Below are 23,628 nucleotides of genomic sequence, written 5' to 3'. Positions count from 1 at the left end.
GTTGATACGAAAACTGGTTTTACTGCTGCAGATCGGCCTGGTCTCGGCAGGCTTGCTGCTGGGCTTCTCGGCCTGGAAGCTCGATTCTGCCTTGAAGCAGCCCCTGAATCTGACCCAGGAACAATTGCTTGATGTGCCTGCCGGGTCGACCCCGACGGGCACCTTCAATCGCCTTGAAGCCGAAGGCGTGCTGGATGATGCTTTCTGGTTGCGCCTGTACTGGCGCTTCAACCTCGACGGCCAGCCACTGCACAGCGGCGAATACCGCATGACCCCAGGCCTCACCGCCGAAGGCTTGATTGGCCTGTGGCAGCGCGGCGAAGTGGTGCAATACAGCCTGACGCTGGTCGAAGGCTGGAACTTCCGTCAGGTGCGGTCGGCCCTCGCCAAGCATGAAAAGATCGTGCAGACCCTGTCGGGCCTGAGTGACAGTGAAGTGATGGACAAGCTTGGTCACCCCGGCGTGTTCCCCGAAGGGCGATTCTTTCCTGACACTTACCGCTTCGTGCGCGGCATGACCGACGTCGAATTCCTCAAAAAAGCCTACAACCGCCTGGATGATGTACTTGCCCAGGAGTGGAGCAAACGCGCCGCCGATGCGCCCTACACCGACCCTTACCAAGCGCTGATCATGGCCTCCCTGGTCGAGAAAGAGACCGGTGTGCCGGAAGAGCGCGGGCAAATCGCCGGCGTGTTTGTGCGGCGCATGAAGATCGGCATGTTGCTGCAGACCGACCCCACAGTGATCTACGGCCTGGGCGAGCGCTACAACGGCAAGTTGACCCGCGCACATCTCAAAGAAGCCAACCCTTACAACACCTACATGATCGCCGGCCTGCCGCCGACGCCGATCGCGATGGTCGGCCGCGAGGCGATTCATGCTGCGTTGAACCCGGTGCCGGGCAGCAGCCTGTATTTCGTCGCCCGTGGCGATGGCAGCCATATTTTCTCCGATGACCTGGATGCGCATAATGCCGCCGTGCGCGAGTTTCAGCTCAAGCGCCGTGCCGATTACCGTTCCAGCCCTGCGCCGGCGGTGAAACCGGCGGAAGACGCGGCGCCTCCTGCCGAAGCACCGACCGAGGCGCCGGTTGAAAAGCCCGTCGAGGCTGCGCCGGATACCGCCGCGCCGCAAAGCCCGCAATGACTCTGACTAAGGACTGCCTGTGACTGGCTTGTTTATTACCCTGGAAGGCCCGGAAGGCGCCGGCAAAAGTACCAACCGCGATTACCTGGCCGAACGCCTGCGCGCGGCGGGCATCGAGGTGGTATTGACCCGCGAGCCCGGCGGCACACCGCTCGCCGAGCGCATCCGTGAAGTATTGCTGGCCCCGGGTGAGGAACCGATGAACGCGGACACCGAGCTGCTGCTGGTGTTTGCTGCACGCGCTCAGCACCTGGCCGAGGTGATTCGCCCAGCCCTTGCGCGTGGCGCGGTGGTGATTTGCGACCGTTTTACCGATTCGACCTACGCCTACCAGGGCGGCGGGCGCGGCTTGTGCCTGGCGCGCATCGCCACGTTGGAAACTTTCGTCCAGGGCGATTTGCGTCCAGACCTGACCTTGCTGTTCGACCTGCCGGTGGAAGTGGGGATGGCCCGTGCCAGTGCCCGGGGTCGTCTGGACCGCTTCGAACTGGAAGGCCAGGTGTTTTTCGATGCGGTGCGCAGTGCGTTCCTGCAACGCGCCAAGGCGGAGCCCGCGCGCTACCACCTGCTGGACGCGGCCCAGCCGCTGGCGCAGGTACAGCAGGCCATTGACGCCCTGGTGCCGACGCTGCTGGAGCGCGCTCGTGGCTGAAGCCTATCCGTGGCAGGACAGCCTCTGGCAGCAACTGGCCGGGCGTGCCCAGCATGCGCATGCGTATTTGCTGCATGGGCCAGCGGGGATCGGCAAGCGTGCGTTGGCCGAGCGCCTGATGGCCAGCCTGTTATGCCAGCGTCCGGTCAATCTGGAGGCTTGCGGTGAGTGCAAATCCTGCCTGCTGCTCAAGGCCGGCAGCCACCCCGACAACTACCTGCTGGAGCCCGAGGAAGCCGACAAGGCGATCAAGGTCGACCAGGTGCGTGACCTCGTCAGCTTTGTGGTGCAGACCGCGCAGATGGGCGGGCGCAAAGTGGTGCTGATCGAGCCGGTGGAGGCGATGAACATCAACGCCGCCAACGCCTTGCTAAAAAGCCTGGAAGAGCCGTCGGGCGATACGGTGCTGTTGCTGGTGAGTCACCAGTCCAGTCGCCTGTTGCCGACCATTCGCAGTCGTTGCGTGCAGCAGGCCTGCCCATTGCCGAGCGAAGCGATGAGCCTGCAGTGGCTGGCGCAGGCGCTGCCCGAGTGCGGCGAAGACGAACGCGTCGAGTTGCTGACCCTGGCCGCAGGTTCCCCCTTGGCGGCCGTGAAGCTGCACGCCCAGGGTGTGCGTGAACAACGTGCGCTGGTGGTCGATGGCGTGAAGAAGCTGCTCAAGCAGGAGCTGTCCGCGACGCAACTGGCCGAAAGCGCGTGGAAGGATATTCCGTTATTGCTGCTGTTCGACTGGTTCTGTGACTGGTCGAGCCTCATCCTGCGCTACCAGTTGACCCAGGATGAAACCGGCCTGGGCCTGCCGGACATGCGCAAAGTGGTGCAGTACCTGGCGCAGAAAAGCGCGCAGGACAAGGTGCTGAATATCCAGGACTGGATTCTGGCCCAGCGCCAGAAGGTGCTCGGCAAAGCCAACCTCAACCGCGTGCTGTTACTCGAAGCATTGCTGGTGCAGTGGGTCGGCTTGCTCGGCCGGCGTTAATTTCCGCGGCCGACGGTGTATCGTCGGCCAGACACTTTCCGTGACTCAAGTTGTACATTCCTATGCTCGTAGATTCCCATTGCCACCTTGATCGCCTCGACCTTGCCCAACATGGTGGCTCCCTCGACGCTGCCCTTGAAGCTGCGCGCCAGCGTGGAGTAGGGCACTTCCTGTGCATTGGTGTCAGCGCTGAAAATGCCGCCGACGTCAAAGCGCTGGCTGATCGTTATGCCGATGTCGATTGTTCGGTGGGCATCCACCCGCTGGACCTCAAGCCCGGCGAAGCCCCCGCCCTCGATTGGCTGCTGGGCGAACTCAATCACCCTCGCGTGGTGGCGATTGGCGAAACCGGCCTGGATTACCACTATGAGCCCGAGGCCGCTGAGTTGCAGCAGGCGTCCTTCCGCCTGCACCTGCAGGCCGCCCAGCAAACCGGCAAACCGGTGATCGTTCACACCCGTGGCGCCCGCGCAGACACCCTGACGCTGCTGCGCGAGGCCGCGTTGCCCCAGGCCGGCGTGCTGCATTGCTTCACCGAAGACTGGGACATGGCCAAGGCCGCACTGGACCTGGGCTTCTACATTTCCCTGTCGGGCATCGTCACCTTTCGCAACGCCGATGCCCTGCGTGATGTGGCGCGCCAGGTGCCGGCCGACCGCCTGCTGGTGGAAACCGATTCGCCCTACCTGGCGCCCATCCCCCATCGCGGCAAGCCGAACCTGCCGGAATATGTGCGCGATGTAGCGGATTACCTGGCAATGCTGCGGGGTGAGTCGTACGAACGCTTCGCCGAGCAGACCACCGAAAACTTCAAGCGCCTGTTCCCACTGGCCCACGTCAGCGGCTGATAGGGCCAAATTGCAGGCAAAAAAAACCCGGGTTCTGGGGGGTGAATCCGGGCTAAGACCATTAGGAGTAAACAAGGGTACACAGTCCGTCGGTACCCAGGTCGACGCGTCACTTGGGGGAGATGCCACGCCGACAGTTCAAGTATTGATCAGGATCCCATTCAGTCCAGTCGCATCTGATCGTTTTTTAAACAGATTTGGAATACGCGCGCTTCGCTTGAGTTCTCATTGCGCAGGTGCACGGGTGTCATTATTGCGTATTGTTTCTGACTGACAACGGCAAAAACGTTGGCGTGCTGAAAGTTAAGTGCATAACGGGTTCACATAGGCGTTGCCCAACGACTGTTCAGTCGGGATAATCCCTCGCACTGGGTAAATCGTATCGCCACGTATCAATGGCCCTGCGCAACCCTCCCACTTTGACCTCTGCAGACTTCTCCCTCATGCAAAAAGAACCCCGTAAGGTCCGTGAGTTTCGCCGCCGTGAGCAGGAAATTCTCGACACTGCACTCAAGCTGTTCCTCGAACAAGGTGAAGACAGCGTCACCGTCGAGATGATTGCGGATGCCGTGGGTATCGGCAAAGGCACGATCTACAAGCACTTCAAGTCAAAGGCCGAGATCTACCTGCGCCTGATGCTCGACTACGAGCGCGACTTGAACGAGCTGCTGCACTCGGCCGATGTCGATAAAGACAAAGAAGCCTTGTCCCGCGCCTATTTCGAGTTCCGCATGCGTGATCCGCAGCGCTACCGCCTGTTCGATCGCCTGGAAGAGAAAGTGGTCAAGGGCAATCAGGTTCCGGAAATGGTCGAGGAGCTGCACAAGATTCGCGCCTCGAACTTTGAGCGCCTGACCCTGCTGATCAAAGGTCGTATCAGCGAAGGCAAGCTTGAAGATGTGCCGCCTTATTTCCACTACTGCGCCGCCTGGGCGTTGGTGCACGGCGCCGTGGCGCTGTACCACTCGCCTTTCTGGAGCAACGTGCTGGAAGATCAGGAAGGTTTCTTCCAGTTCCTGATGGACATCGGCGTGCGCATGGGCAACAAACGCAAGCACAGCGCTGAACTGCCGGGCGCTGAGCCAAAGAGCGGTGAAACCCCCGCTGCTTGAGCTATTCCCGACAGTGATGGCGCAATGATTTACTGCCAGTTGCAGTACCCCAGGAATATACTCAGGCAAGGACCTTGCTAAAAGTTGATTTATAGGTCAGCTTTTAGCGCGCCCGAATCATCCTCTGCCGGAGTGATCCATGATCGTTGATCGTCAAGGCAGGCGATTTCGCAACTTGCGAATCAGCCTGACCTCAGCCTGCAACTACGCGTGTACCTACTGCGTGCCTAACGGCAAGCGGCTGGTGGCTGCCCAGGACGAACTCTCGGCCGAGGCTATGGCCCGTGGGGTGGCGTACCTGATCGAAGCGGCGGGCATCGAGCGCCTGCGCATCACGGGCGGCGAACCGCTGGTCAGCCCCAAGCTGGAAGCCTTCATGAGCGCGGTCGGCGGAATGGGCCTCAGTGATATCAGCCTGACCACCAACGGCCAATTGCTGGCGCGCAAACTGCCGCTGCTGGTGGATGCCGGCATTCGCCGCATCAACGTTTCACTCGACACCCTGGACGCCGACGCCTTCCGTAGCATCGCCCGTGGCGGCGACTTGGCCACTGTGCTTGATGGCATGGACCAGGCCCGCGCCGCGGGGATCAAGATCAAAGTGAACATGGTGCCGTTGCGCGGGCAGAACCTGGACCAGGTCATGCCGCTGCTCGACTACTGCCTTGAACGTGGCTACGAGCTGCGCTTTATCGAACTGATGCGCATGGGCCATCTGGCCAAGGATTCCAACGCCTTCCTGCAGCAATTCGTCAGCCTGCAGCAACTGCTCAGCCTGATCGGTGAACACCACGAATACCTGCAAGCCAACGCGCCAGTAGACGCCACCGCAGTGCGCTACGAGGTGCCGGGCCAGGGCTTCTTTGGTGTCATCGCCAATGAAAGCGTGCCGTTTTGCCGGACGTGTTCGCGTCTGCGTTTGTCGTCTACCGGCTGGCTGCATGGCTGCCTGTCGTCGAGCAACCGTCATTACGTCGGCGACCTGCTCGACCTGCCGCGCCATCAGGCGCTCCCTGCCTTGCAAGGCCTGCTGATGAAGGCCCTGGGCGACAAACAGGAAGTGGCCTTCTCCGGCGGTGCCACCATCATGAAGATCATTGGCGGCTAGCCCACACACGCTCCTCCCACATTTCATTTGCGGCGCTGCCGGATGGCGCGGATTCTGCATCTCACGCCCATTCGCCGGTTTTCCGTCACCGGCTTCTGGAGGATTAGGATGCGTAGTCTGGTTTTGTTGCTGGCGTCATTGACGCTGAGTGGTTGCATGACCGTCAGCGATATGGCCGAAGGCACCCGCTATCAGATGAGCGACGCCGGCTTGCTGGACCACAGTGATACCCGCCGCACTGCGTCGATTCGCATACAGCCGGACTCTTTTGTCTTTATCGCCCAAGGTGCGTTTGTGCCGCCGGGCAGCGCTTATCCGCGACCCAACGTGGTGGCCGAAGAAGCCTTCAACGGCTTTGTCGAATACTTCCCGATGGTGCGCCGCGCGCGCAAGCCCGAAGGCCTGGAGCAGGCGATGGCCGAAGCCCGTGGGGCGGGTGCGCATTACCTGTTGTATTGCCGCTTCGCTGCAGCCGATGACCGCATCGGCAATGCCGATGAATGGACGGACCAACAGGCGCTGGACCGCGTCGGGCTGGACAGCGGCGTCATCCAGATCATGTTGATCGAGACCAGCACCCAGTATTTGATTGATACTGCACGTATTCGCAGTCGTGGCGGTTTACTGACGTTCCACGACAACAAGCCAGAAGATCTGATTGCCCGCCCCCTGGCGCAGTACGCCCGCGGCCTGCTGGGCATGGGAGATCAGTAAAAAACTCAAGGAGAACTGCATGTCCGATTCCGCCAAGGCCAATGACCTGTTGGCTCAATTGCCCAAGGGCAAGGGGCCGGCACCGGTGCACCTGTGGAATCCGGATTTCTGCGGCAACATCGACATGCGCATCGCCCGCGATGGCACTTGGTTTTACCAAGGCACGCCGATCGGGCGCAAGCCGATGGTCAAGTTGTTCTCCAACATCATTCGCCGCGACGGTGATGATTATTTTCTGGTGACGCCGGTAGAGAAGGTTGGCATCACCGTCGATGACGCACCGTTCGTGGCGATAACCCTTGAGGTGCAAGGGCAGGGCGAAAGCCAGGTGCTGCACTTCACCACCAACGTCGACGAGCACGTCGAGGCCAGCCTCGAACACCCGCTGCGCGTCGAAATCGACCCCATCACCCAGGAGCCCGCGCCCTATTTGCGTGTGCGCACCAACCTCGAAGCCCTCGTGCATCGCAATGTTTTCTACCAACTGGTCGAGTTGGCGGTCAGCCGTCCGATCAACGGTCAGAACTGGCTTGGCGTATGGAGCGCCGGGGAGTTTTTCCGCATTGGCCTGGAGCCCTGAGGCCGGCTTTTTCACCTTCCTGAAATAATTCGCTTGCTGTCATCGGGCGCTATCGGTTATCAATTTGTACATGATTAGACATGTCCGATTTGATAAGAAAAAACGCGTCGTTGACGAGCTTATCCGCCGTATCGAGGCGGGGGTGATGGCCGACGGTTTCCTGCTGCCAGGCGAGCACCAGTTGGCCGAAGAGTTTGCGGTCAGCCGTGGCACGTTGCGCGAAGCCCTGGCCGAGCTCAAACGCCGCAACTACATCGCGACCCAGAGCGGCGTCGGCTCCATCGTCACGTTTGACGGCATGGTGCTCGACCAACACAGCGGCTGGGCCCAGGCCCTGGCGGACACGGGGGCGCTGGTCACCACCGACGTCCTGCGCCTGGAAGCCGTGACCCGGCCCGACCTGCTCAGCCGTTTCGGCAGCGACCAATTCATCGCCCTCGACCGTCGCCGGCGTACCACCGATGGCACGGCGGTGTCGCTGGAGCGCTCGCTGATGCCCGCCTCCGGTGGCCTGGAAGGCCTGCCCCGCGTCGGCCTGATCGACAATTCCCTGACCATCACCCTGGCTGCCTACGGCTACGTCGGCGCCGAAGGTGACCAATGGATCGGCGCCGAGCCCCTCAGCGACGAAGACGCCGAGCTGCTTGGCCGCCCCGCGGGCACGGTGTTTCTCAAGGCTTCGCGCACCACCTACGACCGCCGCGAGCGCTTCATGGAGTACGTCGAAAGTCTGCTCGACCCTCTGCACTTTCGCCTGCACCTGCAGTTTGGAGCGTCAAAATGACCCCGCAAAACCGCGCCCTCGGCGCCTTCTATGGCCTGGCGTTGGGCGACGCATTGGGCATGCCCACCCAGTCCTTGAGCCGCGAGCAGGTGCAACAGCGCTTCGGTGCCATCACGGGTTTGGAAGACGCCGACGCCGACCAACCCATTGCGCCAAACATGCCGGCCGGTTCGATCACCGATGACACTGAGCAGGCGATCCTGGTCGGCGAGTTGCTGGTTGAAGGCCACGGCCAGATCGAACCGACCGTGCTCGCCCAGCGCTTGATCGACTGGGAAGCGGCGATGCGCGCCAAGGGCTCCCAGGATTTGCTCGGGCCATCGACCAAGCGCGCCATCGACATGATCCTCGCCGGCCACACCCCGGAGGAGTCCGGGCGCTATGGCACCACCAACGGCGCCGCCATGCGGATCACGCCGGTGGGGATCGCCGCCGATGTCAGCGACCCGGCGCCGTTCATCCAGGCGGTGATCCAGGCCTGCCAGGTCACCCACAACACCACGTTGGGCATCTCCAGCGCGGCCGCTGTTGCAGCGGTGGTCTCAGCCGGTATCAACGGCGTGGACCTGGGCGAAGCGCTCAACATCGGCACGCAGATCGCCCAGCAGGCGGAAAACCATGGTCACTGGATTGCCGGTGGGCGTATTTCCACGCGCATCAGCTGGGCGCGCACCTTGAGCGTCGGCAGCGGCGACAAAGCCCTGTTCGCCGACCTGCTTTACGAACTGATTGGCACCTCTGTCGCCTCCCAGGAATCGGTGGTGGTGTCGTTTGCCCTCGCGCAGCAAGTGGCGGTGGGCGCGATGAATGCTTTTGAAGCCGTGTGCCTGGCCGCCAGCCTTGGCGGCGACACCGACACCATCGCCGCGATGCTCGGCGCGATGTTGGGCGCGTGTCTGGGCATGCAGTGCTGGCCGCCAGCGATGATTGAACAGGTCAAGCGGGTCAATGGCCTGGACTTGCAGCCGCTGGTGCAGGGGCTGCTGCAAATTCGCTAAGCGCCGCAGACATTGAACTCGCAGAGTCAGGAAGACCGAGAGTCGATTCACCTTGAGTATCTGCCACAACCACAACAATACAGGCACCAGGAGCACCCCCTCATGAGCAGCACTTCTTCCGGCCAAAGTGCCGGGCAATTGGAAACACGCGGTATCGAACCGGTCCCTGAAGGCGAGTGCAACGGTCATCCGCTGCAACTGTTCTGGGTGTGGTTCGCGGCCAACATCAGCATTCTCGGTTTGCCGCTGGGCGCAACCCTCGTGGCGTTCCGTGGCCTGGCGATCTGGCAGGCGATCATCGTCGCAATCCTCGGCGCCGCCGGCTCGTTCGCCGTGGTGGGCATCATCTCGATTGCCGGCCGCCGCGGGCGTGCACCGAGCCTGACGCTGTCCCGCGCGATCTTCGGCGTGCGCGGCAATATCGGCCCGACCCTTGTGTCGCTGATGTCGCGACTGGGCTGGGAAACCGTCAACACCACCACGGCGGCATTCGTGTTGCTGTCGTTGTGTTCGATCCTGTTCCACTCGCCGGTCGAAGCCAAAAGCGCGCCCGTGCTGACACTGATCTTCATCGCCATCTTCGTGCTGCTGACCCTGTCCGTCTCCGGTCTGGGCCACGCGACCTTGCTGGTGATCCAGAAGTGGGCGACCTACGTATTTGGCGCCTTGAACATCCTGGTGGGCGGCTTCCTCTGCGCCACCATCGACTGGAGCGCGGTGTTCAACGCCACGCCGGCGCCGCTGAGCGCGATGATCATCGGCGTCGGCACCATGGCGGCCGGCACCGGTATCGGCTGGGCCAATGCCGGCGCCGACATGTCGCGCTACCAGCACCGCAGCGTCAAGGCCGTGCGCCTGGTGGCCTCCGCCGCGTTTGGTGCGGGGATTCCGCTGGTGTTGCTGATCACCCTTGGCGGCTTGCTGTCGGTGGGCAACAACGATTTGGCCTCGGCCACTGACCCGATCATCGCGATCCGCGACATGCTGCCCACCTGGATGGCCGTGCCGTACCTGATCACCGCGTTTGGCGGCCTGCTGCTGTCCAACAACCTGTCGGTGTACTCGGCGGGCCTGACCACCTTGACCCTTGGCTTGAAGGTCAAGCGCGTGCACGCGGTGATCGTCGACATCGTCGCGATCTTCGCCGGTTCCATCTACTTCATGCTGATTGCCGACAGTTTCTACGGCCCGTTCATCACGTTCATCTCGCTGCTGGCGGTGCCGATTACGGCGTGGGTCGGGATCTTCGTGGTCGACTTGCTTCATCGCCACTACTACAGCCCCAAAGACTTGCTGGACGTGAGCCCAAGCAGTGCCTATTGGTATCGCGGCGGCGTGGAATGGCGTGCATTCGGCGCCTGGGCCGTGGCCATCGTGCTGGGCTTCAGCTTCACCACCATCGGCACCACGGCCGAAAACATCTGGTTCGCCGGCCCGCTGTCCGACTCGTGGCTGGGTCACAACGGGCTGGGCTGGATCGTCACCTTCCTGGTGGCCGGCGGAATTTACGCAGTACTGGGCGGCGCAGCTGACCGTCGTCCGGCTTTAGTAGAGAGCCCCAATGTCTAGATTGCTGCACACCGGCCAGGTCATCGTCGACCTGGTCATGGCCCTCGACACCTTGCCTGCAACCGGCGGCGATGTGCTGGCGCGGTCTGCCAGCTTCGAAGCCGGCGGCGGTTTCAACGTGATGGCCGCCGCCCGACGCAATGGTCTGCCGGTGGTTTACCTCGGCCGCCATGGCAACGGCCGTTTCGGCGACCTGGCGCGCGCGGCCATGCAAGCCGAGGGCGTAGAGATGGCCCAGGCGACCAGCGACGGCAAGGACACCGGCTTATGCGTGTCGCTGACCGAAGCCACCACCGAACGTACCTTCATTTCGCATATCGGCGCTGAAGGAGACTTGAGCGCCGAGGACCTGGCTAACGTCGTGCCGCGCGCGGACGATTACGTGTATGTCAGCGGCTACAGCCTGTTGCTCGAAGGCAAGGCCCAGGCATTGCTTGATTGGCTGCTGGCGCTGGCGCGTGACATCACGGTGGTGTTCGACCCGGGGCCGCTGGTCAAGGCGCCGGACTCGGCGCTGATGGTGGCCTTGCTGCCGCGCATCGACATCTGGACCAGCAACGGCCCGGAAGCCCTGGCGTTTACCGGCGCCGATACCCTGGCCGAGGCACTGCTCGAACTCGAACGGCACTTGCCTGCCGATGCGTTGCTGGTGGTGCGCGATGGGCCGAACGGGTGCTGGGTCAGCCTTCAAGGCGAGGCCAGGCACGTGCCCGGCTTCAAGGTGACCGCCGTGGACAGTAACGGCGCCGGCGATGCGCATGCCGGTGTGTTTCTTGCGGGGTTGGCCAAGGGCTTGACACCGGCTGATGCGGCACGCCGCGCCAATGCGGCCGCAGCGCTGGCGGTCACGCGCTGGGGGCCGGCAACCTCACCTGGGGCTGCCGAAGTGGATGCGTTGTTGGCAGAATAGGCGCCACTCAGCACGGAGCGACGCCATGACCCAGAATATCTACGACACGCCAGCCTTCTTCGAGGGCTACAGCAAAATGGGCCGCTCGGCCGAAGGCCTGGCTGGCGCGCCGGAGTGGCCTGCCTTACAGGCAATGTTGCCGCCGATGGCTGGCTTGAAAGTGGTGGACCTGGGCTGTGGCTATGGCTGGTTCAGCCGCTGGGCGCAGGAGCAGGGCGCGGCTTGTGTGCTGGGGTTGGACGTGTCGCAGAAGATGCTGGCGCGGGCCAAACAGATGACCTCTGCGGCGACCATCACCTATGCCATCGCCGACCTGGAACAGCTCGACCTGCCTGCTGCCTCGTTCGATCTGGCCTACAGCTCGCTGGCCTTTCATTACATCGTCGATCTGAAGGGGCTGTTCGAGCGTATTCACCACGCCCTGGTGCCCGGTGGCCGACTGGTGTTTTCCATCGAGCACCCGATCTTCATGGCACCGCGCAATCCGGGGTGGCTGGTCGATGATCAAGGCCGCAAAAGCTGGCCGGTGGATGGCTATCAGTTGGAAGGGCCGCGGGTGACCCATTGGTTGGCCGAAGGCGTGATCAAGCAGCACCGTACGCTGGGCACGTTGCTCACTCTGATGATTCAGGCGGGGTTCACGCTCAGTCACGTGCAGGAGTGGGGGCCGAGCGAAGCGGACCTTATTGCTCGGCCAGCATTGGCCGAAGAACAAGAGCGCCCCATGATGCTGCTGGTATCGGCTCACCGCTGACCCTGAATGTGCAACACAAAACACAATGTGGGAGCTGGCTCCCACATTGTGTTTGTTGTGTCGGCAAGGCCGGCGTCAGCCAGCCTTGCGCAGCGCTTCGATCAGCTCATCCTTGCGCATGCTCGACCTGCCCGGAATATCCTTCGCCCGCGCTTCTTTCAGCAAGCTTTCCTTGGTCTGCGTCGCCAGCGAAGTGCGACCGGTGCGAGGGTGACCCTCGCGGCTGGCGGCAGCTCGCTTGGCCGAATCACTGCGTGCCTCGGCTTTTTTCTGCGGCGCTTTGCGCTGGCCCGAACCGCCGGCTTTGTCACCGCCGCCGGATTGCTTGTTGACGGTGGCCCACGCGCGGGCTTCGGCTTCTTCCTTGGGCACGCCTTTGTGCTCGTAACTGTGTTCGATACGGGCAGCTTTGCGCTTCTGTGCGGCGGTGTATTTAGCTTTGCTTCCAAGAGGCATTGCGATACTCCAACTGGCCCTGTTGTCAGGGCCAGACCAGACAAAATGGATTACTGGGTGCTTTCGCCTTCCAGCTTGCGCGCCTCGTCAACGCCTGACGCGGTCAGCTTGATCGGCAGGTTCAACGAGTATTCACCGGCGTCGTCGGTGGTCACATGCCCATCCTTGATAAATCCACGGTCCTGCAGGAACGCCAAGACACTGGCAACCTCCTTCCCGCCGCGGTAGTTATCCAGCACCTCCTTGCCCAGACCGTTCGGGTGGGCGTGCAGCAGGCGGGTGAGGACTTCTTTTTCAAGGTTTCTATCGACGTTCATGCGTACCTCTTCACTGGGAATGATCGGGTGTCGGTGTCGTTATGGATGCTTCAAGGCGCAGGTTGTTTTGGGGCGCCAGGGATGTTCGAGTCGTCGCCTTTATTGACCTTCGGCTCATTGCTGATGCCGGGGCCCATTTTGCCGTTGCCGACTGCAGCCGGTGCCTGGCGTTGGGTGTCGTTACCCTTGGTGCGAGGGTCAGCGCCAGCGCTGTTGTCGATGATCGCGCCGCCATTGGTGTCCAGGCCGGTGCCCATCGAATCCTGGGATTCCTGGGTGGCGGGGCTTGGCGGGCTGCCGACCGGGTCGGTCTTGCCGGTCGAGGAAGTGGCGGCAAAGGCGTTCAGCGACGCGGCAGACAGCAGGCCGGTGAGGGCGAGGGCGGCAAACTTGGAATTCTTCATGGGGGTGTCTCCATATGATTAATGTCCTTACCCTTTATTGGTCAGCCCCCGCTGGCGGTTCGTGCCTTGATGGCGACGAACGGTCTTAGCTCACCTGTAAGATTTTGTGTGCAGAAGCTTTGCGCCACACCAGCCGCGCCACCGTGATCAGCCAATTCAACGACGCCACGCCCACGACAATTGCCATCAATGTCGGCAGGCCGTAATCGACGATGATCCTGCCCGCCAGCCAGGGAAACCCGAACACGCCGACAAAGTACGCCAGGCTGAACAGCAGCAATGCCTGGGACGTGGTGCCGGGCGGTGCTTCGTTGGCCACCAGCCCGTTGATCACCGAATACGTCAGGCCGTAACCCACTCCCAGCGTGGCGGCGGCCAGCAAGTAGCTGAAATTGCCGCTCACGCCCACCGCAAACAGCACGATCGACCCGAGCATGATCCCCGACAACACACACGCCGCCCGGTAGGCATCACGTTTGACCACGTGGCCTGCGATCAACAGACGGCTGGTGATCGCAGCGCTCAGAAACCCGGCGAAGAACAGCGAGTAGTCCAGGCCATGCGCGGCCGCATAGCTGGTTTGAAATGACGAAAGCCCGCCAAACACACACCCTCCCAGGCCGACCATGAGGATTGCGAACCCGGCCTTGGATGACAGCACGCGACGGCTGGCGGCCCAGGAAATCCTCGAGGCCGGCACATTCGCGTGCTGTTTGAGGCGGGCGCCCATGCGCCAGAACATCAGCACCCCGGCAAAGCTGGCCAGCCCGGCAATATAGAAGGCCGTTGTCAGCGGCAGGTCCAGCGCACTGGCGGCTCGGCCGAGCAACGGGCCGGAGCCGATCCCGCTCAACATGCTGCCCGACAGCAGGGCAAAGTATTTGGCTCGCTGCTGGGGCTCCACCAGCAGGCTCACGATGATCGGGCCCAAGGTGTAGAACACGCCCCAGCCCAAACCAAGGGCCAGCCCGAACACCATCAAGCCTTGGCCGAACCCCGGCGTCAGGGCGAAACCCAGGCACGCCACAACCAGCAATACGCCCATTCCCGCAATAGCCCGCGCGGCCCCGACCGCATCGGCAAGGTGCCCGGAAAACACCACGGCCACAAAGGTACTGAGCATCGCCGTGGAGATCACACTGCCCGCATCATGCTCATTGCCACCGCGTGAATGGATCAGCAGTGACAGCAGAAACGTCGAGCCGTACGACAGCGACAACAGGAAGCTGGCCAGGCAGAACAGGGCGAAGAGCGTCGCGCCTTGCTTTTTTGCGGGTGCAGTGGCGTGCATGGGGTAAGCCTTGGAATAGTTGGAGTTGTGGCCAACTTTTACCACGCACGCTGCGACCGATTGTTCTGTGCTTGGTGGTGCTTGCTTTAGCATCCGCTGGAGTAAGCCCCCTGGCCTGCACGAAAATGCGCTGCAATCAGTCATGAAAGCGCCTTAGTATGTGGGCTTTCAAATTGCCCAAGGCCCGCCCATGACCATCGAGATTCGCCCTGCCGTGCCCAGCGATGCTGCGCAGATCCTGACCTTCATCACCGAGCTTGCCGAGTACGAAAAGGCCCGGCATGAAGTGATCGCCAGTGTGGCGGATATCGAGCGCAGTCTGTTCAGCGAGGGCGCCACCGCCCACGGCCTGATCTGCTCGCGGGACGGCCTGCCGATTGGCTTTGCGGTGTTCTTTTTCAGCTATTCCACATGGTTGGGCAGCAATTGCCTGTACCTCGAAGACCTCTACATCAACCCCGAACAGCGCGGCGGCGGGGCGGGCAAGAAATTGCTGCGCCACTTGGCGAAGATCGCCTGCGACAACGGCTGCGGACGTTTCGAATGGAGCGTGCTGGACTGGAACGAGCCAGCGATCGCCTTCTACAAGTCCATCGGCGCACAACCGCAGGAAGAATGGGTGCGTTACCGCATGGAAGGCGACGCACTGCGCGATTTCGCCCAGGGCTGAAGCCAACCCTCTGTAACCCCAGAAGATCAAAGGTGGGAGCGGGCTTGCCTGCGAAGGCGGTGTATCTGTACCAACCAAACCACCTGACCCACCGCCATCGCAGGCAAGCCAGCTCCCACACTAATGAGCGACAGACCAAAATCTCCGCACCCCCCGCAATCCAAATGTGGGAGCGGGCTTGCCCGCGAAGGCGGTGTATCTGCACCAACCAAGCCGCCTGACCCATCGCTATCGCAGGCAAGCCAGCTCCCACCTTTATTGGCGACAGACCAAAATCTCGCACCCGCCGCAGCCCAAATGTGGGAGCGGGCTTGCCCGCGAAGGCGGTGTATCTGTACCAACCAAGCCGCCTGACCCACCGCCATCGCAGGCAAGCCAGCTCCCACACTAATGAGCGACAGACCAAAATCTCGCACCCGCCGCAATCCAAATGTGGGAGCGGGCTTGCCCGCGAAGGCGGTGTATCTGTACCAACCAAGCCGCCTGACCCATCGCCATCGCAGGCAAGCCAGCTCCCACACTTACTTTGCGACTGACCAAAATTCCGCACCGCCGCAGCCCAAATGTGGGAGCGGGCTTGCCCGCGAAGGCGGTGTATCTGTACCAACCAAGCCGCCTGACCCATCGCTATCGCAGGCAAGCCAGCTCCCACACTAATGAGCGACAGAGCAAAATTCCGCATCCACCTCAGCCCAATTGTGGGAGCCGGGCTTGCCCGCGATGGCACTCCTCCAGCCAACCCTTCACCTCTGACCCACCGCATTCCCAAGCAACCCCACACCCGCACTTCTCAGCTTTTGTTTCACTATATGGGATGCAAATTTATATATTGAGATATTTCAAAAGATGGGTTTATAGTCGCCTGCATCAGCACTCACTACCAAAAATAAAACAGGTGAAGCGATGCAGCCCCAACCGTTGTCATTACCCGCCGTGCCGGAACCCACCTACGGCGAGCGGCTGAAAAACAAAGTGGTGATCATCACCGGCGCCGCTCAAGGCATTGGCGAGGCGATTGTCGCCTGCTTCCAGGCCCAGCAGGCCCGTCTGGTGATCGCGGATATCCAAGGTGAAAAAGTCCGGAACGTCGCCGCCCACTGGCGCGAACGCGGTGCCGACATTGTCGCGCAGGCCGTCGACATCACGTCCAAAGAGCAATGGCAGTCGCTGGTTAACCTGGCCATCGAGCGCTTTGGCCGTGTGGATGTGTTGGTCAACTGCGCCGGCGTCAACGTGTTCCGCGACCCACTGGAAATGACCGACGAAGACTGGCGCCGCTGCTTCGCCATCGACCTCGACGGCGCCTGGTACGGCTGTCGTACGGTGCTGCCGCACATGATCGAGCAGGGCATCGGCAACATCATCAACATCGCCTCCACCCATTCCAGCCACATCATCCCCGGCTGCTTTCCCTATCCGGTCGCCAAGCACGGCCTGCTCGGCCTGACGCGCGCGCTTGGCATCGAATACGCGCCCAAGGGCATCCGTGTGAATGCCATCGCGCCGGGCTATATCGAAACCCAGCTCAACGTCGATTACTGGAACGGTTTTCCCGACCCGCATGCCGAGCGCCAGCGTGCCTTCGATTTGCACCCGCCCAAGCGCATCGGCCAGCCGGTCGAGGTGGCGATGACGGCGCTGTTCCTGGCGACTGACGGGGCGCCCTTTATCAACGCAACCTGCCTGATGATCGATGGCGGGCGTTCTGTGATGTACCACGACTAAAATTTTTCGATAACAAGAAGAGGTGGTTCATGTTCAAGAAAACACTCGGCGCCCTGACGCTCGCCGCAGCCTTCAGCGGCTTCGTGTCTGCCGAAGAGGTAAAGATCGGCTTTTTGGTCAAGCAGGCAGAAGAACCCTGGTTCCAGACCGAATGGGCCTTCGCCGAAAAGGCCGGCAAGGACCAGGGCTTCACCGTGATCAAGATCGCCGTGCCCGATGGCGAGAAAACCCTGTCGGCCATCGACACCCTCGCCGCCAACGGCGCCAAAGGCTTTGTGATCTGCCCGCCGGACGTATCGTTGGGCCCGGCGATCATGGCCAAGGCCAAGCTCAACGGTTTGAAAGTGTTGGCGGTGGATGACCGTTTCGTCGACGCCAAAGGCAAGCCCATGGAAGACGTCCCTTACGTCGGCCTGGACGCCTACAAGATCGGCCAGAAACAAGGTGAAGCCATGGCCACCGAAGCCAAGCACCGCAACTGGGACTGGAAGGAAACCTACGCCGTCATCAACACCTTTGACGAGCTGGAAACCGGCAAGAAGCGCACCGACGGTTCGGTAGAAGGCCTCAAGGCCGCCGGTTTGCCCGCCGACCATATCCTGTTCAGCGCACAGAAAACCCTCGACGTACCGGGCAGTATGGATTCAACCAACTCGGCACTGGTGAAACTGCCGGGCACCGCGAAAAACCTGATCATCGGTGGCATGAACGACAGCACCGTGCTCGGCGGCGTGCGCGCCACCGAAAGCGCCGGGTTCAAGGCGGCCAATGTGATTGGCGTGGGCATCAATGGCACCGATGCCATCGAAGAGCTCAAGAAATCAGACACCGGTTTCTACGGCTCGATGCTGCTGAGCCCGGACGCTTCCGGCTACAAAACCGCCACGGCGATGTTCGAGTGGGTGACCAAAGGCACTGAGCCGGCCAAGTTCACCGCCCTGGACAACGTGACCCTGATCACCCGCGCCAACTTCAAGGAAGAGTTGAGCAAAATCGGTCTGTGGAAATGACCGGCGCGGCCTTGCGGTTCAACGGCATCGGCAAGGATTTTCCCGGGGTCAAAGCCTTGGCGCAGATCAGCTTTGAAGCGCGACCGCACTCGGTGCACGCGCTGATGGGCGAGAACGGCGCGGGCAAATCGACCCTGCTGAAAATCCTCGGCGGCGCCTACATTCCGAGCAGCGGCACGGTGCAGATCGGCGAGCAGACCATGGACTTCAAGTCTGCCGCCGACAGCATTGCCAGCGGCGTCGCGGTGATCCACCAGGAGTTGCACCTGGTGCCGGAAATGACCGTGGCCGAGAACCTGTTCCTCGGGCATTTGCCGTCGCGTTTCGGCGTGGTCAATGGCGGGCTGCTGCGCAAGCAGGCGCTGGCGTGTCTCAAAGGCCTGGCCGATGAGATCGACCCGCAGGAAAAACTTGGGCGGTTGTCGCTGGGCCAGCGTCAGCTGGTGGAAATCGCCAAGGCGTTGTCGCGTGGCGCCCATGTGATTGCCTTTGACGAACCCACCAGCAGCCTCTCGGCGCGGGAGATCGACCGTTTGATGGCGATCATCACGCGCCTGCGCGACGAGGGCAAAGTGGTGCTCTACGTGTCGCATCGTATGGAAGAGGTGTTCCGTATCTGCGACGCGGTGACGGTGTTCAAGGACGGCCGCTTCGTGCGCACCTTTGACGACATGGCCACGCTGACCCACGACCAATTGGTGACGTGCATGGTCGGCCGGGATATTCAGGACATCTACGACTACCGCCCGCGTGAGCGCGGCGAGGTGGCGCTCAAGGTCGAGGGCTTGCTGGGCCCGGGCTTGCGCGAAGCGGTCAGCCTTGAGGTGCACAAGGGCGAGATTCTCGGCCTGTTCGGGTTGGTTGGCGCGGGGCGTACCGAGTTGTTTCGGCTGCTGAGCGGATTGACGCGTTCCACCGCCGGGCAGCTGCGGCTCTTTGGTGAAAACCTGCACCTGCGCTCGCCGCGTGATGCCATCGATGCGGGCGTGCTGCTGTGCCCGGAAGACCGTAAAAAGGAAGGCATCATCCCGCTGTCCAGCGTCGCCGAGAACATCAACATCAGCGCACGCGGCGCCCATTCCACGTTTGGCTGGCTCTTGCGTGATGGCTGGGAGAAGGGCAACGCCGACCATCAAATCCAGGCGATGAAAGTCAAAACGCCGAACGCCGAACAGAAAATCATGTACCTGTCCGGCGGTAACCAGCAGAAGGCCATTCTCGGCCGCTGGCTGTCGATGCCGATGAAGGTGTTGCTGCTCGATGAGCCGACGCGCGGCATCGACATCGGCGCCAAGTCGGAGATCTACCAGATCATCCACAACCTGGCTGCCAGTGGCATCGCGGTGATCGTGGTGTCCAGCGACTTGATGGAAGTCATGGGCATCTCCGACCGCATCCTGGTGATGAGCGAAGGCGTACTGACCGGCGAGTTGAACCGCGATCAGGCGGACGAAGCACAGCTATTGCAATTGGCACTTCCGCGTACGCGGGCTTGAAGAATTCGAGGTGAATGATGTCGCAAATAAAAACTGCAAAGAGCTTCTGGCCGGGTTTTAACCAGCGCAAGTTTCTTGATGATTGGGTGATGCTGCTCGCCGCGTTGAGCATTTTTGTGCTCAGTGCGTTGTTTATCGACAACTTCCTCTCGCCGCTGAACATGCGCGGGCTGGGCCTGGCGATTTCCACGGTGGGTATCGCCGCGTGCACCATGTTGTTCTGCCTGGCGTCGGGGCACTTCGACTTGTCGGTGGGTTCGGTGATTGCCTGCGCCGGCGTCGTGGCGGGGATTGTGATTCGTGACACCGACAGCGTGGTGCTCGGCGTGTCGGCGGCGTTGGCCATGGGCCTGGTGGTGGGGCTGATCAACGGCATTGTCATCGCCAAGCTGCGCATCAATGCGTTGATCGCCACCTTGGCGACCATGCAGATCGTGCGCGGCCTGGCCTACATCTTCTCCAACGGCAAGGCCGTTGGCGTGATGGACGAGCGCTTTTTCGTGTTCGGCAACGGCCAATTGATGGGCGTGCCGGTGCCGATCATCATCACCGTGCTGTGCTTTGTGTTCTTCGGCTGGCTGCTCAACTACACCACCTACGGGCGCAACACCATGGCCATCGGCGGTAACCAGGAAGCGGCGTTGCTGGCCGGGGTGAATGTCGATCGCACCAAGATCATCATCTTTGCCGTGCACGGTTTGATCGGCGCGTTGGCGGGGGTGATTCTGGCCTCGCGCATGACCTCCGGCCAGCCGATGATCGGGCAGGGCTTTGAGCTGACGGTGATTTCTGCCTGCGTGCTGGGCGGCGTGTCGCTGAGCGGCGGCATCGGCATGATCCGGCATGTGATTGCCGGGGTGCTGATTCTGGCGATCATCGAGAATGCGATGAACCTGAAAAACATCGACACCTTTTACCAGTACGTGATCCGCGGTTCGATCCTGTTGCTGGCGGTGATTATCGACCGTATGAAACAACGCTGAAGCCTTGCCCTGTGGAGATCCAAATGTGGGAGCTGGCTTGCCTGCGATAGCGGTGTGTCAGCCTGCACATTGACTGCCTGACACGCCTCATCGCAGGCAAGCCAGCTCCCACAGTGGATCTCCTCTGTTCAGGAGGGCTGCTTTTGCCATAATGGCGCCGTTTTCGTACTTCCCAATAGGCCCGATATGCAGGAAAACGCCCACATCCCCGTCAAAGACGCCGCGCCCACCGGCACCCAGACTCTGTTGCGTGGCCTGGGCGTGGTGCAGGCAGTGGCGGCCGGTGCGCGGGATCTGAAAGAGATCGCCCGGCGCATCGGCACCACCCGCAGCACCACCCACCGCCTGGCCAGTTGCCTGGTGGAGGAGCGTTACCTGCGCGTGGTGCCGCAAGTCGGTTACCTGTTGGGGCCCAAGCTGATCGAGTTGGGCTTCCAGGCCCGTGAAGAATTGCCATTGGTGAGCCTCGCGGTGCCGTATCTGGATGAGTTGTCGGCGCTGACCGGCGACACCATTCACCTGGCGATTCGCGAATACGACGACGTGCTTTACCTGCACAAGAATCCCGGCCGTAACGGTCCGGAAATGCGCTCGCGGGTGGGCCATCGCATGCCACTGGCGCGCACGGGTGTGGGCAAGGCGATGTTGCTGGACGACTCGGTGCAGGAGTGGCAGCGCCTGTATGAAGCCAGCCTTCCGGCCGGTGGCAAGAGCCAGCAGTGGCCGCAGCACCCGGAGCAATCCTGGGCGCAGTTCGAGCAGCGCATGCGCGAATACGTGGCGGGGGGGTATGCGTTCGATCTGGAAGACAACGAACCGTCGATCCGTTGTGTGGCGGCACCGGTGCGCGATGCCAGCCGGCGAATCGTCGCCGGCATCAGCATCGCCAGTACCGTGCCCTACATGCCGCTGGAAAAAATGGCCGAGCTGATCCCTGTGATCAAACAGGTCGCAGCGCGGCTCTCAGCGGAGTTGGGCGCGAAGGCCTGATCAGGCCTTCAAGGTCGCCATGTCGATGACAAAGCGGTACTTCACATCACCGGCGATCATGCGGGTGTAAGCCTCATTGATCTGGCGGATGTCGAGCATTTCGATGTCGCAGGTGATGTTGTGCTCGGCGCAGAAATCCAGGACTTCCTGGGTTTCGGCAATACCGCCGATCAACGAACCGGCCAGCACTTTACGGCCCAACACCAGCTTGGCGGCGTTGACCGGCGGATCGACCGGTTCGATCAGGCCGACCAGAATGTGCACGCCGTCAAAGCGCAGCACGTCGAGGTAGGGGTTCAGGTCGTGCTGCACCGGAATGGTGTCGAGCAGGAAGTCGAAGCTGCCGGCGGCGGCTTTCATTTGCTCGGCGTCGGTGGACACGATCACGTGATCGGCGCCCTGGCGACGGCCTTCTTCAGCCTTGCTCGCGGAGCGGGTGAACAGCGTGACTTCTGCGCCCATCGCCTTGGCGAACTTGATGCCCATGTGGCCCAGGCCACCCATGCCCAGCACGCCGACTTTGTCGCCCGCTTTCACGCCGTAATGCTTGAGTGGCGAGTAGGTGGTGATGCCGGCACACAGGATCGGTGCGGCGCTGGCCAGGTCGAGCTTGGCCGGGATTTTCACCACGAAGTGCTCGCTGACCACGATGCTGTCGGAGTAGCCGCCCATGGTGTTGCTGCCATCGACCCGGTCTGGGGTGGCGTAAGTCATGGTCGGGCCTTCGAGGCAGTATTGCTCCAGGTCCGCGTGGCAGGCGTCGCAGTGGCGGCACGAATCAACCATGCAGCCCACGCCGACCAGGTCGCCGACTTTGTGCGCGGTGACGCTGGCGCCGACGGCGGTGACTTTGCCGACGATCTCGTGGCCCGGCATCAGCGGGTACACGGCAATGCCCCACTCGTTGCGCGCCTGGTGGATGTCGGAGTGGCACACGCCGCAGTAGAGAATCTCGATGGCCACGTCATCGGCGCGCGGGCTGCGACGTTCGAAGGACATGGGGGCGAGGGGAGTGGTCGCCGACTGGGCGGCATAACCGATGGCGGTATACATGAGGAAACCTCGCAACAGGAATAACTAGGGAGGCGGCGCATTCTCCGCGCCGCGCCCCGATGCGGCCATGGCGATTGCTCCGAGTCTCATGCCTATTCGTCCGGGAGTGCCCCTTGTTTGGATTTATGTGCCCTCAGACCTGCGATGATGCTCTCATCCCTTTTTCGCGAAGTTTTTTGCCATGTTGTTGACCCGCCATCTCGACGCCAACGCCACCTTGGTGGCCTTGATAAAAGGGCTTACGCCCTGCGACGGATTTTCACCGACGAACCTTCCCGGCGTGCAGGTCTTGCGCGCCAGCTGCGACGTGGCGCGCGGCCCGCAGATCTACGAGCCGAGCCTGATGATCGTGGCCCAGGGCAGCAAAGTCGCCTACCTGGGCCCGCGTACGCTGGAGTATGGCGCCGGGCATTATTTGATCCAGGCGATGCCGGTGCCGTTTGAATGCGAGACCTTTGCCCTGCCGAACGCGCCGTTGTATGGCGTGACGGTGGGTATTGATCGGGTGGTGCTGGGCGAGTTGGTCATGGCCATGGGCATTCAGGCCGGGCCGCCGCCGGCAGCGCAGACGCTGGAGTCGATGAGTTCGGTGGTGCTCGATGATGCGATGCGTGGGTGCGTGGAGCGGCTGTTGCAGTGCCTGCACGATCCGCTGGAAAGCCGGATCATGGGTCCGGCGCGGGTGCGCGAATTGTTGTTCACCGCGTTGCGCGGGCCGCAGGCCGATGTGTTGCGGGCATTGGTAGAGCAGCAGGGGCAGTTTTCGCGCATCGCCACGTCGTTGAATCACCTGCATGCCCATTACGCCGAGCCGCTGAATATCGAGACGCTGGCCGGTTATGCGCACATGAGCGCGTCGACATTCCACGAGCATTTCAAGCGCTGTACGTTGTTGTCGCCGGTGCAGTATCTCAAGCGTTTGCGCTTGCTCAAGGCGCAGCAGTTGCTGCTGGTGGACGGCCTGAGCGTGGCGCAGGCGGCGCACAGTGTGGGGTATCAGAGTACGTCGCAGTTCAGTCGTGAATATAAGCGCTATTTTCTGCGTAACCCCGGTGAAGAGCGGGCTGCCTAGATT

At 61.9% G+C, this 23,628-nt stretch carries 25 protein-coding genes; 20 read left to right on the top strand and 5 right to left on the bottom strand.

All coding sequences use genetic code 11. The annotated features are described in order from the left end of the window. The first annotated feature begins 1 nt into the window (after position 1). From mltG to AB5I78_RS22030, 13 genes are all read left to right on the top strand, one after another. Complete coding sequence (gene mltG, locus AB5I78_RS22090; protein WP_369301422.1) at positions 2-1,147, top strand: endolytic transglycosylase MltG; 1,146 nt, start codon at positions 2-4, stop codon at positions 1,145-1,147. A 19-nt stretch (positions 1,148-1,166) separates the two neighbouring features. Next, positions 1,167-1,799: a dTMP kinase gene (gene tmk / locus AB5I78_RS22085; protein ID WP_369301421.1), complete on the top strand. Its 633-nt coding sequence runs from the start codon at positions 1,167-1,169 to the stop codon at positions 1,797-1,799. Further along, positions 1,792-2,781 (top strand): DNA polymerase III subunit delta', encoded by a 990-nt coding sequence (locus AB5I78_RS22080; protein ID WP_106576160.1) that lies wholly within the window; start codon positions 1,792-1,794, stop codon positions 2,779-2,781. The genes tmk and AB5I78_RS22080 overlap by 8 nt, the downstream gene beginning before the upstream one ends. Positions 2,782-2,843: 62 nt before the next feature. Continuing rightward, entirely contained in the window at positions 2,844-3,629 is a 786-nt protein-coding gene (locus AB5I78_RS22075; protein ID WP_369301420.1) for a TatD family hydrolase, read from the top strand. Between the two features lie 443 nt (positions 3,630-4,072). Next, on the top strand, positions 4,073-4,741 hold the full coding sequence (locus AB5I78_RS22070; RefSeq protein ID WP_106576163.1) for a TetR/AcrR family transcriptional regulator: 669 nt from the start codon (positions 4,073-4,075) through the stop codon (positions 4,739-4,741). Between the two features lie 139 nt (positions 4,742-4,880). Beyond that, positions 4,881-5,849 (top strand): GTP 3',8-cyclase MoaA, encoded by a 969-nt coding sequence (locus AB5I78_RS22065; RefSeq protein ID WP_369301419.1) that lies wholly within the window; start codon positions 4,881-4,883, stop codon positions 5,847-5,849. A 108-nt stretch (positions 5,850-5,957) separates the two neighbouring features. Further along, on the top strand, positions 5,958-6,563 hold the full coding sequence (locus AB5I78_RS22060) for a DUF4823 domain-containing protein (RefSeq protein ID WP_106576165.1): 606 nt from the start codon (positions 5,958-5,960) through the stop codon (positions 6,561-6,563). 19 nt (positions 6,564-6,582) lie between these two features. Beyond that, positions 6,583-7,143, top strand: a complete 561-nt coding sequence (locus tag AB5I78_RS22055; RefSeq protein ID WP_262208516.1) for a DUF1285 domain-containing protein — start codon at positions 6,583-6,585, stop codon at positions 7,141-7,143. A 70-nt stretch (positions 7,144-7,213) separates the two neighbouring features. After that, a complete protein-coding gene (locus AB5I78_RS22050) occupies positions 7,214-7,927 on the top strand; it encodes a GntR family transcriptional regulator (RefSeq protein ID WP_145159269.1) in 714 nt (237 codons plus the stop codon). Continuing rightward, complete coding sequence (locus tag AB5I78_RS22045) at positions 7,924-8,925, top strand: ADP-ribosylglycohydrolase family protein (RefSeq protein WP_369301418.1); 1,002 nt, start codon at positions 7,924-7,926, stop codon at positions 8,923-8,925. The genes AB5I78_RS22050 and AB5I78_RS22045 overlap by 4 nt, the downstream gene beginning before the upstream one ends. A gap of 102 nt (positions 8,926-9,027) precedes the next feature. After that, positions 9,028-10,494 carry a cytosine permease gene (locus AB5I78_RS22040; RefSeq protein WP_145159265.1) on the top strand — a complete coding sequence of 489 codons (1,467 nt, stop codon included), beginning with the start codon at positions 9,028-9,030 and terminating at the stop codon, positions 10,492-10,494. After that, positions 10,487-11,404 carry a PfkB family carbohydrate kinase gene (locus AB5I78_RS22035; protein ID WP_369301417.1) on the top strand — a complete coding sequence of 306 codons (918 nt, stop codon included), beginning with the start codon at positions 10,487-10,489 and terminating at the stop codon, positions 11,402-11,404. The genes AB5I78_RS22040 and AB5I78_RS22035 overlap by 8 nt, the downstream gene beginning before the upstream one ends. 25 nt (positions 11,405-11,429) lie before the next feature. Continuing rightward, positions 11,430-12,158, top strand: coding sequence for a class I SAM-dependent methyltransferase (locus AB5I78_RS22030; protein ID WP_369301416.1), 729 nt, complete (start codon positions 11,430-11,432; stop codon positions 12,156-12,158). A 75-nt stretch (positions 12,159-12,233) separates the two neighbouring features. Here the strand turns inward: AB5I78_RS22030 and AB5I78_RS22025 are convergent, their stop codons facing one another. The 4 genes from AB5I78_RS22025 to AB5I78_RS22010 form a co-directional block, all read right to left on the bottom strand. Further along, entirely contained in the window at positions 12,234-12,614 is a 381-nt protein-coding gene (locus AB5I78_RS22025) for a Rho termination factor N-terminal domain-containing protein (protein ID WP_369301414.1), read from the bottom strand. Between the two features lie 50 nt (positions 12,615-12,664). After that, complete coding sequence (locus AB5I78_RS22020; protein ID WP_106576174.1) at positions 12,665-12,931, bottom strand: hypothetical protein; 267 nt, start codon at positions 12,929-12,931, stop codon at positions 12,665-12,667. 50 nt (positions 12,932-12,981) lie between these two features. Continuing rightward, a complete protein-coding gene (locus tag AB5I78_RS22015; RefSeq protein WP_369301413.1) occupies positions 12,982-13,335 on the bottom strand; it encodes a hypothetical protein in 354 nt (117 codons plus the stop codon). 85 nt (positions 13,336-13,420) lie between these two features. Then, the gene (locus AB5I78_RS22010) at positions 13,421-14,626 is read right to left on the bottom strand and encodes an MFS transporter (protein WP_369301411.1); all 1,206 of its coding nucleotides are present in this window, start codon (positions 14,624-14,626) and stop codon (positions 13,421-13,423) included. Positions 14,627-14,816: 190 nt separating this feature from the next. On the opposite strand from AB5I78_RS22010, the gene AB5I78_RS22005 reads away from it, so the two are divergent. The 6 genes from AB5I78_RS22005 (at position 14,817) to AB5I78_RS21980 (ending at position 21,500) form a co-directional block, all read left to right on the top strand. After that, positions 14,817-15,296, top strand: coding sequence for a GNAT family N-acetyltransferase (locus tag AB5I78_RS22005; RefSeq protein WP_119742815.1), 480 nt, complete (start codon positions 14,817-14,819; stop codon positions 15,294-15,296). A 903-nt stretch (positions 15,297-16,199) separates the two neighbouring features. Continuing rightward, entirely contained in the window at positions 16,200-17,021 is an 822-nt protein-coding gene (locus AB5I78_RS22000) for an SDR family oxidoreductase (protein WP_369301410.1), read from the top strand. Between the two features lie 29 nt (positions 17,022-17,050). Further along, positions 17,051-18,031: a substrate-binding domain-containing protein gene (locus tag AB5I78_RS21995; RefSeq protein ID WP_242196091.1), complete on the top strand. Its 981-nt coding sequence runs from the start codon at positions 17,051-17,053 to the stop codon at positions 18,029-18,031. Continuing rightward, a complete protein-coding gene (araG, locus tag AB5I78_RS21990) occupies positions 18,028-19,527 on the top strand; it encodes an L-arabinose ABC transporter ATP-binding protein AraG (RefSeq protein WP_369301408.1) in 1,500 nt (499 codons plus the stop codon). The genes AB5I78_RS21995 and araG overlap by 4 nt, the downstream gene beginning before the upstream one ends. Positions 19,528-19,544: 17 nt before the next feature. After that, entirely contained in the window at positions 19,545-20,510 is a 966-nt protein-coding gene (gene araH, locus AB5I78_RS21985) for an L-arabinose ABC transporter permease AraH (RefSeq protein WP_106576704.1), read from the top strand. Positions 20,511-20,696: 186 nt separating this feature from the next. After that, positions 20,697-21,500 (top strand): IclR family transcriptional regulator, encoded by an 804-nt coding sequence (locus tag AB5I78_RS21980; RefSeq protein ID WP_106576182.1) that lies wholly within the window; start codon positions 20,697-20,699, stop codon positions 21,498-21,500. Here AB5I78_RS21980 and AB5I78_RS21975 read toward each other — a convergent pair whose 3' ends face one another. Next, positions 21,501-22,553: an NAD(P)-dependent alcohol dehydrogenase gene (locus AB5I78_RS21975; RefSeq protein ID WP_017138342.1), complete on the bottom strand. Its 1,053-nt coding sequence runs from the start codon at positions 22,551-22,553 to the stop codon at positions 21,501-21,503. It abuts the gene before it with no gap. Positions 22,554-22,734: 181 nt separating this feature from the next. Between AB5I78_RS21975 and AB5I78_RS21970 the strand changes: the two genes are divergently transcribed. Further along, on the top strand, positions 22,735-23,625 hold the full coding sequence (locus AB5I78_RS21970) for an AraC family transcriptional regulator (RefSeq protein WP_242196086.1): 891 nt from the start codon (positions 22,735-22,737) through the stop codon (positions 23,623-23,625). Positions 23,626-23,628 lie beyond the last annotated feature (3 nt).

This window comes from Pseudomonas sp. N2-3-1-14 (assembly GCF_041228395.1).
Taxonomy (GTDB): Bacteria; Pseudomonadota; Gammaproteobacteria; order Pseudomonadales; family Pseudomonadaceae; genus Aquipseudomonas.
The sequence above is the reverse complement of the archived record's forward strand: the minus strand, read 5'-3'. Positions and strand labels throughout refer to the sequence as shown.

Excerpts from the sequence above, each read along its gene's own strand:
- AB5I78_RS22075 (WP_369301420.1), top strand. The coding sequence starts at position 2,844 with ATGCTCGTAGATTCCCATTGCCACCTTGATCGCCTCGACCTTGCCCAA.
- AB5I78_RS22070 (WP_106576163.1), top strand. The coding sequence starts at position 4,073 with ATGCAAAAAGAACCCCGTAAGGTCCGTGAGTTTCGCCGCCGTGAGCAG.
- AB5I78_RS22065 (WP_369301419.1), top strand. The coding sequence starts at position 4,881 with ATGATCGTTGATCGTCAAGGCAGGCGATTTCGCAACTTGCGAATCAGC.
- AB5I78_RS22060 (WP_106576165.1), top strand. The coding sequence starts at position 5,958 with ATGCGTAGTCTGGTTTTGTTGCTGGCGTCATTGACGCTGAGTGGTTGC.
- AB5I78_RS22055 (WP_262208516.1), top strand. The coding sequence starts at position 6,583 with ATGTCCGATTCCGCCAAGGCCAATGACCTGTTGGCTCAATTGCCCAAG.
- AB5I78_RS22050 (WP_145159269.1), top strand. The coding sequence starts at position 7,214 with ATGATTAGACATGTCCGATTTGATAAGAAAAAACGCGTCGTTGACGAG.
- AB5I78_RS22045 (WP_369301418.1), top strand. The coding sequence starts at position 7,924 with ATGACCCCGCAAAACCGCGCCCTCGGCGCCTTCTATGGCCTGGCGTTG.
- AB5I78_RS22040 (WP_145159265.1), top strand. The coding sequence starts at position 9,028 with ATGAGCAGCACTTCTTCCGGCCAAAGTGCCGGGCAATTGGAAACACGC.
- AB5I78_RS22035 (WP_369301417.1), top strand. The coding sequence starts at position 10,487 with ATGTCTAGATTGCTGCACACCGGCCAGGTCATCGTCGACCTGGTCATG.
- AB5I78_RS22030 (WP_369301416.1), top strand. The coding sequence starts at position 11,430 with ATGACCCAGAATATCTACGACACGCCAGCCTTCTTCGAGGGCTACAGC.
- AB5I78_RS22025 (WP_369301414.1), bottom strand. The coding sequence starts at position 12,614 with ATGCCTCTTGGAAGCAAAGCTAAATACACCGCCGCACAGAAGCGCAAA.
- AB5I78_RS22020 (WP_106576174.1), bottom strand. The coding sequence starts at position 12,931 with ATGAACGTCGATAGAAACCTTGAAAAAGAAGTCCTCACCCGCCTGCTG.
- AB5I78_RS22015 (WP_369301413.1), bottom strand. The coding sequence starts at position 13,335 with ATGAAGAATTCCAAGTTTGCCGCCCTCGCCCTCACCGGCCTGCTGTCT.
- AB5I78_RS22010 (WP_369301411.1), bottom strand. The coding sequence starts at position 14,626 with ATGCACGCCACTGCACCCGCAAAAAAGCAAGGCGCGACGCTCTTCGCC.
- AB5I78_RS22005 (WP_119742815.1), top strand. The coding sequence starts at position 14,817 with ATGACCATCGAGATTCGCCCTGCCGTGCCCAGCGATGCTGCGCAGATC.
- AB5I78_RS22000 (WP_369301410.1), top strand. The coding sequence starts at position 16,200 with ATGCAGCCCCAACCGTTGTCATTACCCGCCGTGCCGGAACCCACCTAC.
- AB5I78_RS21995 (WP_242196091.1), top strand. The coding sequence starts at position 17,051 with ATGTTCAAGAAAACACTCGGCGCCCTGACGCTCGCCGCAGCCTTCAGC.
- araG (WP_369301408.1), top strand. The coding sequence starts at position 18,028 with ATGACCGGCGCGGCCTTGCGGTTCAACGGCATCGGCAAGGATTTTCCC.
- araH (WP_106576704.1), top strand. The coding sequence starts at position 19,545 with ATGTCGCAAATAAAAACTGCAAAGAGCTTCTGGCCGGGTTTTAACCAG.
- AB5I78_RS21980 (WP_106576182.1), top strand. The coding sequence starts at position 20,697 with ATGCAGGAAAACGCCCACATCCCCGTCAAAGACGCCGCGCCCACCGGC.
- AB5I78_RS21975 (WP_017138342.1), bottom strand. The coding sequence starts at position 22,553 with ATGTATACCGCCATCGGTTATGCCGCCCAGTCGGCGACCACTCCCCTC.
- AB5I78_RS21970 (WP_242196086.1), top strand. The coding sequence starts at position 22,735 with ATGTTGTTGACCCGCCATCTCGACGCCAACGCCACCTTGGTGGCCTTG.